Source organism: Streptomyces sp. NBC_01314 (genome assembly GCF_041435215.1).
Lineage (GTDB): Bacteria > Actinomycetota > Actinomycetes > Streptomycetales > Streptomycetaceae > Streptomyces.
In genome coordinates this window covers 3,815,092-3,829,884 of the sequence record NZ_CP108394.1, presented here as the reverse complement: position 1 = coordinate 3,829,884, position 14,793 = coordinate 3,815,092, and the positions used below count along the sequence as shown (strand labels likewise).

At 70.5% G+C, this 14,793-nt stretch carries 16 protein-coding genes; 9 read left to right on the top strand and 7 right to left on the bottom strand.

The window, feature by feature from the left end:
* Positions 1-66 precede the first annotated feature (66 nt).
* Together OG622_RS16680 and OG622_RS16675 are read left to right on the top strand one after the other, a co-directional pair.
* Complete coding sequence (locus tag OG622_RS16680) at positions 67-441, top strand: F0F1 ATP synthase subunit epsilon (RefSeq protein ID WP_371576878.1); 375 nt, start codon at positions 67-69, stop codon at positions 439-441.
* A 149-nt stretch (positions 442-590) separates the two neighbouring features.
* Entirely contained in the window at positions 591-1,043 is a 453-nt protein-coding gene (locus tag OG622_RS16675) for a DUF2550 domain-containing protein (RefSeq protein ID WP_371576877.1), read from the top strand.
* 68 nt (positions 1,044-1,111) lie between these two features.
* Here OG622_RS16675 and OG622_RS16670 read toward each other — a convergent pair whose 3' ends face one another.
* The 3 genes from OG622_RS16670 to OG622_RS16660 all read right to left on the bottom strand — a co-directional run bounded on the left by OG622_RS16670 (position 1,112) and on the right by OG622_RS16660 (position 4,961).
* A complete protein-coding gene (locus tag OG622_RS16670) occupies positions 1,112-2,932 on the bottom strand; it encodes a glycosyl hydrolase family 18 protein (protein WP_371576876.1) in 1,821 nt (606 codons plus the stop codon).
* A 162-nt stretch (positions 2,933-3,094) separates the two neighbouring features.
* The gene (locus OG622_RS16665; RefSeq protein WP_371576875.1) at positions 3,095-3,736 is read right to left on the bottom strand and encodes a response regulator; all 642 of its coding nucleotides are present in this window, start codon (positions 3,734-3,736) and stop codon (positions 3,095-3,097) included.
* Between the two features lie 37 nt (positions 3,737-3,773).
* Entirely contained in the window at positions 3,774-4,961 is a 1,188-nt protein-coding gene (locus OG622_RS16660) for a sensor histidine kinase (protein WP_371576874.1), read from the bottom strand.
* A 152-nt stretch (positions 4,962-5,113) separates the two neighbouring features.
* Between OG622_RS16660 and OG622_RS16655 the strand changes: the two genes are divergently transcribed.
* Positions 5,114-5,701 carry a hypothetical protein gene (locus OG622_RS16655; RefSeq protein WP_371576873.1) on the top strand — a complete coding sequence of 196 codons (588 nt, stop codon included), beginning with the start codon at positions 5,114-5,116 and terminating at the stop codon, positions 5,699-5,701.
* Positions 5,698-5,919 carry a DUF5708 family protein gene (locus OG622_RS16650; protein ID WP_371576872.1) on the top strand — a complete coding sequence of 74 codons (222 nt, stop codon included), beginning with the start codon at positions 5,698-5,700 and terminating at the stop codon, positions 5,917-5,919. Before OG622_RS16655 ends, OG622_RS16650 begins: the two co-directional genes overlap by 4 nt.
* Here the strand turns inward: OG622_RS16650 and OG622_RS16645 are convergent.
* The 3 genes from OG622_RS16645 to OG622_RS16635 are packed head-to-tail and all read right to left on the bottom strand — an operon-like array spanning position 5,916 to position 8,053.
* Complete coding sequence (locus OG622_RS16645; RefSeq protein WP_371576871.1) at positions 5,916-6,488, bottom strand: cob(I)yrinic acid a,c-diamide adenosyltransferase; 573 nt, start codon at positions 6,486-6,488, stop codon at positions 5,916-5,918. The genes OG622_RS16650 and OG622_RS16645 overlap by 4 nt on opposite strands.
* 13 nt (positions 6,489-6,501) lie before the next feature.
* Entirely contained in the window at positions 6,502-7,251 is a 750-nt protein-coding gene (locus OG622_RS16640) for an ABC transporter permease (protein ID WP_371576870.1), read from the bottom strand.
* Positions 7,252-7,270: 19 nt separating this feature from the next.
* Positions 7,271-8,053, bottom strand: coding sequence for an ABC transporter ATP-binding protein (locus OG622_RS16635; RefSeq protein WP_371576869.1), 783 nt, complete (start codon positions 8,051-8,053; stop codon positions 7,271-7,273).
* Positions 8,054-8,154: 101 nt separating this feature from the next.
* Between OG622_RS16635 and OG622_RS16630 the strand changes: the two genes are divergently transcribed.
* The 4 genes from OG622_RS16630 to OG622_RS16615 all read left to right on the top strand — a co-directional run bounded on the left by OG622_RS16630 (position 8,155) and on the right by OG622_RS16615 (position 13,209).
* A complete protein-coding gene (locus tag OG622_RS16630; protein WP_371576868.1) occupies positions 8,155-8,796 on the top strand; it encodes a TetR/AcrR family transcriptional regulator in 642 nt (213 codons plus the stop codon).
* A 129-nt stretch (positions 8,797-8,925) separates the two neighbouring features.
* Complete coding sequence (locus OG622_RS16625) at positions 8,926-9,774, top strand: 3-hydroxyacyl-CoA dehydrogenase family protein (RefSeq protein ID WP_371576867.1); 849 nt, start codon at positions 8,926-8,928, stop codon at positions 9,772-9,774.
* 184 nt (positions 9,775-9,958) lie between these two features.
* A complete protein-coding gene (locus OG622_RS16620) occupies positions 9,959-10,282 on the top strand; it encodes an STAS domain-containing protein (protein WP_033526497.1) in 324 nt (107 codons plus the stop codon).
* A gap of 353 nt (positions 10,283-10,635) precedes the next feature.
* The gene (locus OG622_RS16615) at positions 10,636-13,209 is read left to right on the top strand and encodes an ATP-binding protein (RefSeq protein ID WP_371576866.1); all 2,574 of its coding nucleotides are present in this window, start codon (positions 10,636-10,638) and stop codon (positions 13,207-13,209) included.
* Positions 13,210-13,312: 103 nt separating this feature from the next.
* On the opposite strand, the gene nucS is transcribed toward OG622_RS16615, so the two are convergent.
* Positions 13,313-13,984: an endonuclease NucS gene (gene nucS / locus OG622_RS16610; protein ID WP_371576865.1), complete on the bottom strand. Its 672-nt coding sequence runs from the start codon at positions 13,982-13,984 to the stop codon at positions 13,313-13,315.
* 394 nt (positions 13,985-14,378) lie between these two features.
* Here nucS and OG622_RS16605 point away from each other — a divergent pair, with 394 nt between their 5' ends.
* Positions 14,379-14,771: an SCO5389 family protein gene (locus OG622_RS16605; RefSeq protein ID WP_037695424.1), complete on the top strand. Its 393-nt coding sequence runs from the start codon at positions 14,379-14,381 to the stop codon at positions 14,769-14,771.
* Positions 14,772-14,793 lie beyond the last annotated feature (22 nt).

Sequence of the window (14,793 nt, the reverse complement as noted above, 5' to 3'; positions counted from 1 at the left end):
CTGCACTCCCCCTAGAATTGACCCAACACCCGGCTGAGGCGCCGGGTGGTGACCCGAGGAGCCACCTTGGCTGCTGAGCTGCACGTCGCGCTGGTCGCGGCCGACCGAGAGGTCTGGTCGGGCCAGGCCACCCTGGTCGTCGCCCGTACCACGTCCGGCGACATCGGCGTCATGCCCGGTCACCAGCCGCTGCTCGGTGTGCTGGAGTCGGGCCCGGTGACCATCCGTACGAGTGAGGGCGGCACCGTCGTCGTCGCTGTGCACGGCGGTTTCATCTCGTTCGCGGACAACAAGCTGTCCCTGCTGGCCGAGGTCGCCGAGCTGGCCGACGAGATCGACGTCCAGAGCACGGAGCGGGAGCTGGAGCGTGCGAAGGCGGCGGGCGACGCCGCCGCCGAGCGCCGCGCGGATGTACGACTGCGTACGGCGGCGGCGCGCTGAGCCCGCACGTCGTGTGATGCTGTACCTCAGCCGCGGCTGGGTCTGGATGTCTTCATCCCGACCCGGCCGCGGCTGAGGCAAATGTGGGTGTTTTTTACGTTCCATTACCTGGCAGTCGCATTACCTAGGAGACGAGGAGGTCGGTGTCGATGGTCCTCGCTCTGACTGTGTGCGGGTCGGTGATCGCGCTCGTGGTGGTGGGGCTCTTCGTCTTCGGACTGCGCCGGCGCCTCATCCAGCGCTCCGGCGGCACCTTCGACTGCAGCCTCCGCTGGGACGCCCCGGAGAAACCCGGCAGCGACGAGAACGGCAAGGGCTGGGGCTACGGGGTCGCCCGCTACAACGGCGACCGCATCGTGTGGTATCGCGTCTTCTCGTACTCGCCCCGCCCCCGCCGGGTCCTGGAGCGCTCGGCGATCGAGGTGGCCGGGCGCCGCACCCCCGAGGGTGAGGAGGAGATGGCGCTTCTCTCCGACGCCGTGATCCTCGCGTGTCTGCACCGCGGGACCCGTATCGAACTGGCGATGAGCGAGGACGCGCTGACCGGTTTCCTCGCGTGGCTGGAGGCAGCCCCGCCTGGTCAGCGAGTGAATGTGGCGTAGCCACATTCACTCGCTGGGTGGGGGTCCCCCCGGACGAAGTCTGGGGGAGCGTCAATGTCGCCCAGTCGCTACTTGAGCCCGTTGCTGATCGCGTTCACCAGCTCTCCGTTGCCGGTGTCGCCGCTGAACTCCCAGAAGAACGCGCCGCCCAGGCCCTGGTTCTTGGCCCAGGTCATCTTCGTGCCGATGGTGGCCGGGGTGTCGTAGCTCCACCAGTTGGTGCCGCAGTGCGCGTAGGCCGTGCCCGCGACGGTGCCGGTGGCCGGGCAGGAGTTCTTGAGCACCTTGTAGTCCTCGATGCCCGCCTCGTAGGTGCCGGTGGCCGCGCCGGTCGCCGTGCCGCCGGGGGCGGACTGGGTGACGCCGGTCCAGCCGCGGCCGTAGAAGCCGATGCCGAGCAGGAGCTTCGAGGCCGGGACGCCCTTCGCCTTCAGCTTGGCGATCGCGTCGGCCGAGTTGAAGCCCGCCGTCGGGATGCCGGAGTACGAGGTCAGCGGGGAGTGCGGGGCGGTCGGGCCGGTGGTGGCCCAGGCGCCGAAGTAGTCGTACGTCATCACGTTGTACCAGTTGAGCGAGGCCGCGGCGCCGCCGTAGTCGGCCGCGTCGATCTTGCCGCCGGAGGAGCCGTCGGCGGTGATGGCCGCGGTGACCAGGTAGTTCGAGCCGAACTCGGTGCGCAGTGCCGACATCAGGTTCCTGAAGGCCGCCGGGCCCGAGGTGTCGCAGGTCAGACCGCAGGCGTTCGGGTACTCCCAGTCGATGTCGATGCCGTCGAAGACGTCGGCCCAGCGCGGGTCCTCCACGACGGCCTTGCAGGACTTGGCGAACGCGGCCGGGTTCTGCGCGGCCTGGCCGAAGCCGCCGGAGTAGGTCCAGCCGCCGAAGGAGTACAGCACCTTGATGTGCGGGTACTTGGCCTTGAGCTGGCGGAGCTGGTTGAAGTTGCCGCGCAGCGGCTGGTCCCAGGTGTCGGCGGTGCCGCTGACGGACTGGTCGGCGGTGTAGGCCTTGTCGGTGGCCGCGTAGGCGTCGTCCAGCACGCACTGGCCGTTCTTGACGTTGCCGAAGGCGTAGTTGATGTGCGTGATCTTGGCGGCGGAGCCCGAGGACACCAGGTTCTTCACGTGGTAGTTGCGGCCGTAGACGCCCCACTCGGTGAAGTAGCCGAGGTTGACCTTCGCGCCGGGGTTCGGGTTCGTGCCGCCCGTGGTGCGGACGGCGGCCGCGCCGCTCACCGGTCCGGTCTGGTCGGCGGTGTCGCGGGCCTGGACGGTGTACGAGTAGTCGGTGCCGGCGGTCAGGCCGGTGTCCGTGTAGCCGGTGCCGGTGACGGTGGCGACCTTGGTGCCGCCGCGCAGGACGTCGTAGTTCTTGATCCCCTTGTCGTCGGTGGCGGCGCTCCAGCTCAGCTTCACCGAGGTGCCCGTGACGTCCGAGGTGGTCGGGGTGCCGGGGGCGGAGGGTGCCGCGTCACCGGGGACGCCGGGGCCGCCGTCGCAACTCCCGCCGTTGAGCTTGCAGTTGGCCGGGGAGCCTGAGCCGCTCCCGTTGAAACCGAAGGAGACGGAGGCGCCCGGCGCGAGGGTGCCGTTCCAGGACTTGTTCCTGGCGGTCCAGTGGGTGCCGGAGGAGGTGACGTCCGCGTCCCAGGCGGAGGTGACGGACGTGCCGGAGGGGAAGTCCCACTCGACGGTCCAGGAACTGATCGTGGTCGTCCCGGTGTTCTTGACGGTCCACTTGCCTTCGAAGCCGGAGCCCCAGTCCTGGGGCTTGGCGTAGGTGGCGGTCGCCGCCGTGGCCGCCTGGGCGGGGGTGGCGAGACCGACCAGGCCGGCGAGGGGGAGGAGAAGGGTGGCGAGACCCGCTATGGCTCTGTGCCTGAAGCGCATGTGCGCCTCCTTGTGGGGTGTCGTGAGCATGAGCATGACGTGGCGCGGTGCGGCTGAGAATAGAAAGGTCTGGACCATAGGTCAATGGGTCTGGACCAGTGCGCTCACGCGTGACACCCCCGGCGGATCAGAACGGGGTCGAAAGCAAGCTCAGGAACAGGCTCAGACCCCCAACTCCTGTGCGAGTACCGCCGCTTGCACCCTGCTGCGCAGGTCGAGCTTCCCCAGCAGACGGCTGACGTGCGTCTTCACCGTCGCCTCGGCCATGTCCAGCCGCCCGGCGATCTCCGCGTTCGACAGCCCTTCGCCCAGGCAGGAGAGGACTTCCCGTTCGCGCCGGGTCAGGGAGTCGAGGACGGCCGGATCGACCGTGGGCTCGCGTACGGGCTTGGCGGCGAACTCGGCGATCAGCCGCCGGGTGACGGCCGGGGCGATCAGGCCCTCGCCGCGCCCCACCGCCCGTACGGCCTCGATGAGGTCCTTCGCCTCCGTGTTCTTCAACAGGAACCCGGCGGCGCCGGCCCGCAGCGCCCCGAAGACGTACTCGTCGAGGTCGAAGGTGGTGAGCACCAGCACATCGGCCAGGCCCTCGGCGACGACCTGGCGGGTCGCCGACACCCCGTCCAGGCGCGGCATCTGCACATCCATCAGCACCAGGTCCGGCCGCAGCTCCCGCGCGAGTGCCACCGCCCGCTCCCCGTCCGCCGCCTCACCGACCACCTCGATGTCCGGCGCGCTGCGCAGGATGAGCACCAGGCCGGCCCGTACGGCGGACTGGTCCTCGGCGACGAGCACACGGATCATGCGGGTTCTCCTTCGACTGCGGCGACGGGTGCGGGGGTCACGCGGGCTCCCCTTCGGTGACGGGCAGGGTGGCGCGGACACTCCAGATCTTGCCGTGCCCCGAGCTCTCCGGGCCCGCCTCGAAGGTGCCGCCCAGCAGCGCGACCCGCTCCCGCATCCCGACGAGCCCGGCGCCGGAGCCGGGTGCGCTCGGGCGGTCCCGGTCGCCGTACGGGCTGGTCACGGCGATGTCGAGGGAGCCGTCCGCCTGTCGCAGCGCGACGGTGACCCGGCCGGGGCAGGCGTGTTTGAGCGCGTTGGTCAGCGACTCCTGGACGATGCGGTAGGCCGCCATTTCGACCGGGGCGGGGAGAGCGTCGCCGTGGTCGGCGTCGAGGGTGACGTCGAGCCCGTTGGTGCGGGCTCCGCCGACGAGCGAGCCGAGCCCGTCGAGCGTGGGCGCGGCGGACGGCTCGGTGTCGTCGCCGGCGTTCCGCAGGATGCCGATCAGCCGGCGCATCTCGGCCAGCCCCTCGACGCTGTTCTCGCGGATGACCCCGAGGGCCTGTCGGGAGGTGTCCGGGTCGTCGATCGAGAGCGCGGCCGTGGAGTGGATCGCGATCGCCGAGAGGTGGTTGGCGACCATGTCGTGCAACTCCCGCGCCATGCGGGCCCGTTCGGAGACGACAGCCTGGGCGCGGTCCATCTCCGCCAGCAGCGCCGTCTGTTCGGCGCGCAGCCGGGCGGCCTCGGCGGCGTCGCGGTGGTTGCGGACGATCCAGCCGGTGGCGGCGGGCATGAAGCCGACCAGCCCGACGGCCACACCGATGAGCAGGGCCTCCGGCCGCCGCCACACCGCGACCGGGACGACCGTGGCGGCCACGGTCATCAGCCCGGCGATCCAGGGCACCCGGCGGGCCGTGGCGGGCGGGCCGTACAGCACCGCCGCGTACACCAGGTCGGTGAACATCAGCACCGTGAGCAGGTTGCCCTGGGTGATGGTGTCCACGGTCAGCGCGGCCCACCCGACCAGCAGGGCCGTGCGCGGCAGGGTGCGGCGCAGTGTCTCGCAGCCCGCGGTCACGACGAGCGGCAGCAGGATCCACCCCTGGCCGTCGAGCAGCACGATCTCCTCGTCGGCGGGGCGGGTGGCGAGACCGAGCCCCCACAGAAGCAGACCCCCGAGCAGTCCGGCGAGGGCGACGTACAGGTCGAAGCGGTGCGGGCGGGGCAGTCGTACGGCCATGACTCCATCCAACACGGGACGGGTGCCCGGCGCCTGATGCCCGCGAACGGTCCTGGACTGCATCTTTCGATGTACCGCGACTTCGTCACCGCCGACGACGTATCAAGGGCCGGCGGCCGGGAGCCTGGAAGGGTGACCGAGAGGAGCGAGCCGTGATCGTCGCGTTGATCATCGCCTGTGAGGTCGGCTTCTGGGTGCTGCTGGCACTGGCCCTGGCTGTCCGTTACCTGCTGAAGAGGCGCCGGACCAGTGTCGTGCTGCTGCTGTGCGAGCCCGTGCTGGAGCTGGTGCTGTTCGTCGTGACCGCGATCGACCTGAAGAACGGCGCCGAACCGAGCTGGGAGCACGGTCTGGCGGCGCTGTACATCGGCTTCACCGTGGGCTACGGCCACTACACGATCCGCTGGCTCGACGGCCACGCGGCGCATCGCCTGGGCGGCGGACCCAAGCCGCTGGGTCCGCCGAAGTACGGCCTGGCGAGGGCCCGCCACGAGGGCGGGCTGTGGCTGCGGACGCTGGTGGCGGCGGGCGTCGCGCTGGTACTGCTCCAGGGTGCCGTCTGGTACGTCGGCGACGACGGGAACGTCGATTCGCTGAGGTCGTTCCAGTGGGCCGCGATCAGGGCCGCGGGTATTCACGGGCTGGTGGCCCTCGCCTACCTGATCTGGCCGAAGAAGGACCCGGGCGCCCCGGAGGGCGAGCACCGGGTCACGTACTCGAAGGAGAGTGTCGGACGATGAGCGGCAGGATGGGCAGGACGGTGAGCAAGCCGACGAGAAACCTGGTGGAAGGCACCGTCACCTTCGTGATCGGCCTGGTGCTCTGGTTCTGCACCGACGGGGTGGAGATCCCGGTCGTCACCCTGACCAAGGTCGGCGTGGTGATGATGTGCGTCGGCGGCGTGCTCGTCGCGACGGGCCTGTACCAGGCCGCACGCGGAACGACGGGGGGCCGCTAGCGCTCCCCGCCCGGCACCCACAGCACATCCCCGACCTCCTTGTTCGCCGTCCTGGCGAGGATGAACAGGAGGTCGGAGAGGCGGTTGAGGTAGGTCGCGGTGAGGGGGTTCATCTCCTCGACGTGGGCCTCCAGGGCCGCCCACGTCGAACGCTCGGCCCGCCGGACCACCGTGCAGGCCTGGTGGAGCAGGGCCGCGCCGGGGGTGCCACCGGGCAGGATGAAGGAGCGGAGCTTCTCCAACAGCTCGTTGAAGTGGTCGCAGTCCGCCTCCAGCTTGTCGACGTAGAACTGCTCGACCCGCAGCGGCGGGAACTCGGGGTTCTCGACGACGGGGGTGGAGAGGTCGGCGCCCACGTCGAACAGGTCGTTCTGCACGCGGGTCAGGATCTTGACGACCTCCTCGTCCAGCCCGCCCAGCGCGATCGCGACCCCGATCGCCGCGTTGGCCTCGTTGGCGTCCGCGTACGCCGAGATCCGCGGATCGGTCTTGGGCACCCGGCTCATGTCACCGAGGTTGGTGGTGCCCTTGTCGCCGGTCCTGGTGTAGATGCGCGTCAGATTGACCATGTGACCAGCGTAGTTACGCTCCGGCCGTCCGGAAGACACGTGTGCCCACCGTCACGGCGAGCGCCGTGAGCCCGACGGCGACCAGGACGCCGTACAACATGGCCGGGGTGGCGTACGCGCCGACGTACGCGTCGCGCGTCGCGTCCACCAGATAGCGGAACGGGACGAGATGGGACAGGGTGTCCAGCCAGTCCGGGGCCAGTGACATGGGCAGCATCAGACCCGACAGGAGCATCGACGGCATGGTGAGGGCGTTCACCGCCGGGCCGAACTCGTGCTGGGAGCGTGCCTTCATGGCGAGCGCGTACGACAGCGAGGCGAGCGACACCGTCAGCAGGGCCACGAAGGCGAAGCCGATCAGGATGCCGGCGAGCGGCGCGCGCAGGCCCATGAGCAGGGCCGCGAGGACGAGCAGTACCGCCTGGAAGACGAAGACCGCCGCGTCGCGCAGCACCCGGCCCAGCAGCAGGGCGAGCCGGCTCACGGGGGTGACCCGCATCCGCTCGATCACCCCCGTCTGCTTTTCGAGGATGACCATGAAGCCCGCGAACGAGGCCCCGAACAGGCTGAGTTGGAGCAGCAGGCCCGGCACCAGCACCTGCCAGGAACTGCCCCGCGTGCCGAGCGGGACGCCGGTGAGCAGCGGGCCGAAGAAGAGCAGATACAGCAGCGGCATCAGCACGCCGAACAGCATCGCGAAGCGGGAGCGCAGGGTCTGGCGGGCATAGCGCCCGAAGATCAGCGCGGTGTCGTGAAGAAGCATCGGAGTCCTCGGACCGGGTCTAGACGGCTACGGGGGTGGTGTCGGCGGGGGAGGGCCCGCGCCCGGTGATGGCCAGGAAGGTGTCCTGGAGCGTGGCGTCGACCGAGCCGCCGTGCCGCAGCTTGAGCGCGCTCGGGGTGTCGTCCGCCACGACCAGGCCCTGGTCGACGACGACGATCCGGTCGGCGAGGGCGTCCGCCTCGTCGAGGTAGTGCGTGGTCAGGAAGACCGTCGTGCCGTGCTCGTCGCGCAGCCGCCGGACCAGCTCCCACAGATCGGCGCGGCTGCCGGGGTCGAGTCCCGTCGTCGGCTCGTCGAGGAAGAGGACCCGGGGTCGGTGGGTGAGCGCCATGGCGATGTCGAGGCGGCGCCGCTGGCCGCCGGAGAGCGCGGCGCACTTGCGGTCCAGCAGCTCGGTGAGGTCCAGGTCGCGGGCCAACTCGGCGGCGCGCTCGACGGCCTGGTTCTTCGTCAGGCGGTAGAGCCGGCCCTGGGTGACCAGCTCCTCCCGCACGGTGATCTGTGGATCCACTCCGCCCGACTGCGCCACATAGCCGCAGGCCCGGCGCACCCCGGCGGGGTCGGTCGCCAGGTCGTGGCCCGCGACCGTGGCCGCGCCGCCGGTGGGGGGCAGCAGGGTCGTGAGCATCCGCAGGGTCGTCGTCTTCCCGGCGCCGTTCGGGCCGAGGAACCCGAGGATCTCGCCGGGGCGGACGGTGAGGTCGATTCCGCGCACGGCCTCCACGGGGCCGCGCTTCGTCTGGAAGGTACGGGCCAGACCGGCCGTACTGATGATGGGCATGACCCCAGAAAAACAGAGTCACTTAAATTTTGCAATGACACCAAGTTTTTAGCAGACCCAACAAATCTTCGTGGCTCGCCCGGGCGACCTACGATGTGGCCATGGCAGAGGGGCTCAGGGAGCGCAAGAAGCGTGAGACGCGGCAGCGGATCTCGGACATCGCCACCGGGCTGTTCCTGGAGCACGGCTTCGTGACCGTCACCATCGCGGAGGTCGCCGACGCGGCCGACGTCTCCGTGAACACGGTCTACAACTACTTCCCCGCCAAGGAGGACCTCTTCTTCGACCGCAGTGCGGGCATCGTCGAACGGCTCGCCCGCTGGGTGCGCGCCCGCGACCGGGGCGAGTCGGCCGTCGCCGCCGTCCTGCGTGAACTGCGCGCCGAGGTCGAGGCCGTCTCGCCGCACGTCGGCCTGATGGAGGGCTACGACCGCTTCATGAAGGCCATCCACGAGGCGCCCGCCCTGCGTTCCCGGCTGTGGAGCATCCAGCAGGAGATCCAGGACAAGCTGGAGGCGGCCCTGCGGGAGGAGACCGGCGCCGCCGCCGACGACTCCCTGCCCACCCTGATCGCGGGTCAGATCAACTGGGTCCACCAGACGGTGATGGCCGTCATCGGGCGCGAGATGCTCGCCGGTCGTAATCCGGACGAAGTGTCACGAGAGGTGCTTCTCCTCCTGGACGGTATGGAGGGTCTGTTGAGCGAGAAGGTGCTCAACTACGCCGTACGCCCGTCCGAGTGAGTCCTGCCGGTGTGATGTCCGCCCATTGAGACGTGACTCGCGTTACTAAGCGGTCACACGGCCCCTCACGAGCGCTAGTGTCCGCCGAAGAGGTAACCCATCAACAGCGCGTACCAGGGGAGTCGCACAGTGGCACGGAAGCTCGCTGTCATCGGAGCCGGACTCATGGGGTCCGGTATCGCCCAGGTGTCCGCGCAGGCGGGCTGGGACGTCGTCCTGCGCGATGTCACCGACGAGGCGCTCAACCGTGGCATCGGCGGCATCACGGCGTCGTACGACAGGTTCGTGAGCAAGGGGAAGTTGGCTGCCGAGGACGCCGAGGCGGCACTGGCGCGGATCACCGCCACCACGGACCTCGACGCGGCTGCCGACGCGGACATCGTCGTCGAGGCCGTCTTCGAGAAGCTCGAAGTGAAGCACGAGATCTTCCGGGCTCTCGACAAGGTCGTCCGCGAGGACGCCGTGCTCGCCTCGAACACCTCCGCCATCCCGATCACCAAGATCGCGGCGGCCACCGAGCGGCCCGAGCGGGTCGTCGGCGTCCACTTCTTCTCGCCGGTGCCGATGATGCAGCTGTGCGAACTGGTGCGTGGCTACAAGACCACCGACGAGACGCTCGCCACCGCGCGGGAGTTCGCCGAGTCGGTCGGCAAGACCTGCATCGTCGTCAACCGCGACGTCGCCGGCTTCGTCACCACCCGGCTCATCTCCGCCCTGGTCGTCGAGGCCGCGAAGCTGTACGAGTCGGGCGTCGCCACCGCCGAGGACATCGACCTCGCCTGCAAGCTGGGCTTCGGCCACGCGATGGGACCGCTGGCCACGGCCGACCTGACGGGCGTCGACATCCTGCTGCACGCCACGAGCAACATCTACACCGAGTCCCAGGACGAGAAGTTCGCTCCTCCGGAGCTGATGCGCCGGATGGTTGACGCCGGTGACATCGGACGCAAGAGCGGGCAGGGCTTCTACACCTACTGAGGCCGACCCACGTGTCACGGGCGGCTCTTCCCACGCATGTGAACGCATGATCCTCTCCGGCCTCACCCCTTGAGGTGAATTCGGTATCGGTTCGCTCACAGACGGCAACCTGATGGTGTCAAACGCCGTCAGACGTTGCATCACCCACATCACGGAGTACGAGACGCACTCACGGGGAGCGCTTATGTACATCAGGGGCGACCACGCCGAGCTGGTCGTCGGGGGCCGCCTCGACGTACGCAGCGCGGCGGACGCCCGTACGGTCCTGCACTCGGCCGTCGACGACGGAGCCGGCGACCTGGTGCTCGACCTGTCAGAGCTGGACTCCTGGGACGCCACCGGACTCGGGGTGATCATGGGAGCCCACCGGCGGGCGGGACGGTGCGGACGGCGGCTGGTGCTGCGCGATGTGCCACCGCAGATGCAGCGGCTGCTCGTGGCCACCCGGCTGCACCGCATCCTGGCGATCGAGGGCGGTATCGGTCTGGAGTCGTTGCCCAGAGTCTGAACGCGTGTGCGGATCTCTACGTATGGCTCGGTGTGTGCGGGACACCCGTCGGCATGACCCTTCCGGTCGCCATGCCCCCTCCGGTCGTCACGGGGGCCACGACGAACATGGGCGCCATGAGGAACATGGGGACCATGGGGGCGGAACGCACCACGCGCGCAATCCTCACGAGACTGTGATGTCTCGGACGGCGCGGGGCCCCGGACTGTCGGAGATACTGTGCGAAGGTTTAGGGTTCGGCTGCCCGCTGCCAGCTACCCTCGAGCGGGTTCCGGACCAGAAGCGACAGCGCGATGTGCGGCAAGGCCGGGAGGGGCTCCAGCACACGAGACGCTTTTGGGGGGCTTGAACCGATGGACCCGAACACCCGGGGACCCGAAGAGTACGGCCATGACGACGGACAGGCGCAGAGCAAGCGTCCACCACGTGACGCGCTGACGCAGGACTTCGACCGGCACGCTCCGGTACTCGCCCGCACCGTCCAGCTCGTCTCGGGCGACTTCCTGCTCACCGTCAACCCCGTCGACGGCAGCGAGATAGAGAACTGCCCGCCGGGCGAACTGCCTGGTCAGCCCGTCAAACACCCGCCCGCCGAGCGTGCCGCGATCGACCGCGCCGCCCGGCCGCCGGTGCCCCCGGGTCCCTCGCTGCCCCGGCTGCCCATGCTCCACCGGGACGACGAGAGAGGCCGGCTCGTACGGCTCCTCGCGCGCGGCCGCTCCGTCCGCCTCACCGGCGCCCCCGGCTCCGGCCGCACCACCCTCCTCGACGCGGTCGCCGAGGACTGCGCGGACCTGGCCCCCGACGGCGTCGTCCGGCTGAGCGGTTTCCGGCGCACCGTCGACGACCTGCTGTACGAACTGTTCGCAGCCGTGTACAGCACACGCCTGTTCCGGCCCGCCCGCCAGCAGATCCTCGACACCGTGCGGGACATCGGCGCGGTCGTCGTCCTGGACGACCTGGAGTTCGGCGGAATCGTGCTCGACGAGCTGCTCGACGCGACCCCCGAGTGCGCCTTCCTCATCGGCGCCACCCCCGACATCCCCATGCCGTCCGCCGACGCGCCCCTTGAGGAGATCGTGCTCGGCGGCTTCGACCGCGCCGCCGCCGAGCAGCTCCTCGAACGTGCCGTCGGGCGGGAGCTCACCGAGGACGAGTCGAACTGGGCCGGTGACCTCTGGTTCGAGTCCGAGGGCCTGCCGCTGCGCTTCACCCAGGCCGGGGCGCTGCTCCGGCAGCGGGACCGGCAGCGGGCCGGCGCGGACGCCGTCGACGAGTTCGGGGTCTTCCAGGACGCGCCGTCACTGGTCGACGCGTCCTTCGGGCCGGCCGCGCACGAGCACGACCTCCCCCTGCCGTCGCTCGCCGAGGGAGCCGCGCCCGCCGCGCTGCTCGCGTCCCGGCTGAGCTCCTCGGCCCGCGAGACCCTCAGGTTCGCCGTCGCTCTCGGCGGCGAGATCCCGCACCAGGCGCACCTGCCCGCCCTCGTGGGCGACACCCACGCCGACGCGGCGCTCGGCGAACTGGTCGGCTGTGCCCTGGTGACACCTGTCGGTGCCCGCTACCGGCTCGCCGCCGGGGCACGGACCCAGCTGGAGGCCGCCGGGTACGCCGACGACGCCGAGACGCGCGCCGACGCCGCCGCCCAGCACTACGCCTGGTGGGCCGGGCATCCCTCGGTCACCCCTGAGCGGGTCTCGGCCGAGGCGGACGCCGTGCTGGCCGCCCTCACCGCCCTCGTGCCGGTCACGACCCCGCCCGGCGAGGGCGAGGAGAGTGCCGCCGTGGTGCTGGCCCGCCAGGCGGCGCCCGCGTTCGCGGCCGGGCAGCGCTGGAGCGCCTGGGAACGGGCGCTCAGGGCCGGCGCGGAGGCGGCCGGGCTCGCCGCCGAGACCGGCGAACAGGCCTACTTCCACCACGAGCTGGGCGTCCTCGCGCTGTGCTCCGGGCAGTTGGAGCGGGCCCGGGCCGAGCTGGAGGCCTCCATCGGGCTGCGCAACGTCCTCGCCGACAAGCGTGGCACCGTCGCCGGCCGCAGGGCCCTCGCCCTGGTCGCCGACCGCTCCGGGGCGACACCGCCCGGCGGGCGTACGGCGGCGGGGGAGGAGGTACCGGACGCCCGGCACGAGGAGTCGGCCCCGCCACCCGGGGGCGTGCCGTCCGCGTACACGCCCCTGGGCTTCGGCGTGGTCGGCCCGGGGGCGACGGGCGCGGGGGCGGCGATCGGAGGCGGTGGCTCCTCCTCGGCTCTTCCGGTCAACGACACCACGCTCGTCACGCACCGGCCCGGTGGCGGCTCGCCGGCGCACAGGCTCGGCGGTCTCAGGACCCTCGTCGGCGGCGCCCGGCGCAACCTGGTCGCCACGGGCGCGGGCGCGCTGCTCGCCGCCGTCCTGGGCACCGTGGTGACCCTGGGCGCGACCTCCGACCGCTCCGGCGACACCCCGGCCGAGAGGGTCGGCGTCAACCCCTCCGCCAGCGAGGGCGTCGACGACGGCGGGCTCAGCGCGGACCGCCCCAAGACCGGCGAGGACGACGACGCGCCGGCCGCCGTGCCCGAGCCGACCGACCCGGGCCCCGACGGCGCCTACGGCACGTCGGACGACCCGGCGCCCACGGACAGCGCGGAGCCGTCGGACGACCCGAGCGGCACGGACGGGCCGACGAAGTCGGCGTCCCCGTCCCCGACGAAGTCGACCAAGCCGACCCCGTCCGAGTCCGAGTCGGAGTCGGCGTCCCCGTCGGCCTCCGAATCGGAGTCGGAGTCGGCGAGCCCAAGCCCGTCCGACCCGTCGTCGCAGGCGCCGACTCCGCCGGTCGACACCAACACGATGAGCGCCCCTGCCAACAGCCGGCCCGCCGAGTCCACCAGCTCGGCCGACGCCTCGGCGAACACCGGCGACTCACCGAGCGGGACGCCGGCCTGAGCTTCCGTTCAGCCCGTTCAGCCCGTTCGACGTTCCGTTCGACGCGAAAGGGCCGGGTCCGTTCCTCGGACCCGGCCCTCTTCACGTGTTTCTTGGAAAAGGCTCAGAACAGTCGCAGCTTGTCGTCCTCGATGCCACGCAACGCGTTGTAGTCGAGGACCGTGCAGCCGATGCCGCGGTCGGTGGCGAGGACACGGGCCTGGGGCTTGATCTCCTGGGCGGCGAAGATGCCGCGGACCGGCGCGAGGTGCGGGTCGCGGTTCAACAGCTCCAGGTAGCGGGTGAGTTGCTCGACTCCGTCGATCTCGCCGCGCCGTTTGATCTCGACCGCGACGGTCGCGCCGTTGGCGTCACGGCACAGGATGTCGACCGGTCCGATGGCCGTCATGTACTCGCGGCGGATGAGCGTGTAGCCCTCCCCGAGGGTCTCGATGCGGTCGGCGAGGAGTTCCTGGAGGTGTGCCTCGACGCCGTCCTTGATCAGGCCGGGGTCGACGCCCAGTTCGTGCGAGGAGTCGTGGAGGACTTCCTCCATCGTGATGATGAGCTTCTCGCCCGCCTTGTTGATGACGGTCCAGACGCCCTTCTCGTCCCCCGACCCCTCCTTCAGCGTGCAGGGCGGCGACATCCAGTTGAGGGGCTTGTAGGCGCGGTCGTCCGCGTGGATCGAGACGCTGCCGTCCGCCTTCACCAGGATCAGGCGGGGAGCCGAGGGGAGATGGGCGGTGAGCCGGCCCGCGTAGTCGACGGAGCAGCGGGCAATGACGAGACGCATGGTCGGCAACGCTACTCGACGCCGACGGGTGCGCGCGATTCGACCGCCGGAAGTGGCTCGGCCCGGGGCCCGGTCACAGTCGGCACATCCCACCGGGGACCGTTCGACTGCCACGGTGATCCCACTCGGTGACTGTCGCCCTCCGTCACGCTCTTCCGCCCCTCACGTGGGCCTCCGTCGTCCTCCGGCATGTGCCTCTGTCAACTCGTGTTCGGCAATGGCTGATTGTGTGCGTCCCGCGCCTTGTCGTTGCGCGCAATCTCCTGGTGCGGTCACGTTCGGTTGCTTACCGTAGAAACTGGAGGTCGCGAACCATGCACTCTGCGTGTTCGGTATTGCGAACTCCGACCTGTCCGTCAACCCCCGTTGTTGTGGGGGTCCGAGAGGAGAACCCATGTCGCTCGACGTCTCACCGGCCCTACTCGAACAGGCCGAGCGAGGCGAGGTCGACGAAGCCGCCTTCGTCGACTGCGTCCGGACCTCCCTGCCCTACGCGTGGGAGATGATCAGCTCTCTGGTGGCCCAGCTGAAGGTCGACGGCGGAGAGTTCGCCGACAACCAGACGCCCCCGCCGGACGAGCAGGCACGCGGACAACTGCTGCGCGCGCTCGCCAGCGACGCGATTCGCGGCGCGCTGCAGCGGCACTTCGGTGTGCGACTGGCCTTCCAGAACTGCCACCGGGTGGCGGTGTTCCCACTGGACCCGTCCGTGGACGACAGGCTGGCCCGCTTCACCTCGATCCGCGGCCAACTCCTCAACCAGTCCGCGGAACTCCGGGACTGCTGAGGTCGTGACGCACCACGGCTTG

Bases quoted from the DNA above. Each gene is read 5' to 3' on its own strand.
- OG622_RS16605 (WP_037695424.1), top strand. From the start codon at position 14,379: ATGTCGCTCGACGTCTCACCGGCCCTACTCGAACAGGCCGAGCGAGGC.
- OG622_RS16650 (WP_371576872.1), top strand. From the start codon at position 5,698: ATGAGCGGCAGGATGGGCAGGACGGTGAGCAAGCCGACGAGAAACCTG.
- OG622_RS16640 (WP_371576870.1), bottom strand. From the start codon at position 7,251: ATGCTTCTTCACGACACCGCGCTGATCTTCGGGCGCTATGCCCGCCAG.
- OG622_RS16630 (WP_371576868.1), top strand. From the start codon at position 8,155: ATGGCAGAGGGGCTCAGGGAGCGCAAGAAGCGTGAGACGCGGCAGCGG.
- OG622_RS16635 (WP_371576869.1), bottom strand. From the start codon at position 8,053: ATGCCCATCATCAGTACGGCCGGTCTGGCCCGTACCTTCCAGACGAAG.
- nucS (WP_371576865.1), bottom strand. From the start codon at position 13,984: ATGCGTCTCGTCATTGCCCGCTGCTCCGTCGACTACGCGGGCCGGCTC.
- OG622_RS16615 (WP_371576866.1), top strand. From the start codon at position 10,636: ATGGACCCGAACACCCGGGGACCCGAAGAGTACGGCCATGACGACGGA.
- OG622_RS16645 (WP_371576871.1), bottom strand. From the start codon at position 6,488: ATGGTCAATCTGACGCGCATCTACACCAGGACCGGCGACAAGGGCACC.
- OG622_RS16675 (WP_371576877.1), top strand. From the start codon at position 591: ATGGTCCTCGCTCTGACTGTGTGCGGGTCGGTGATCGCGCTCGTGGTG.
- OG622_RS16670 (WP_371576876.1), bottom strand. From the start codon at position 2,932: ATGCGCTTCAGGCACAGAGCCATAGCGGGTCTCGCCACCCTTCTCCTC.
- OG622_RS16665 (WP_371576875.1), bottom strand. From the start codon at position 3,736: ATGATCCGTGTGCTCGTCGCCGAGGACCAGTCCGCCGTACGGGCCGGC.
- OG622_RS16620 (WP_033526497.1), top strand. From the start codon at position 9,959: ATGTACATCAGGGGCGACCACGCCGAGCTGGTCGTCGGGGGCCGCCTC.
- OG622_RS16660 (WP_371576874.1), bottom strand. From the start codon at position 4,961: ATGGCCGTACGACTGCCCCGCCCGCACCGCTTCGACCTGTACGTCGCC.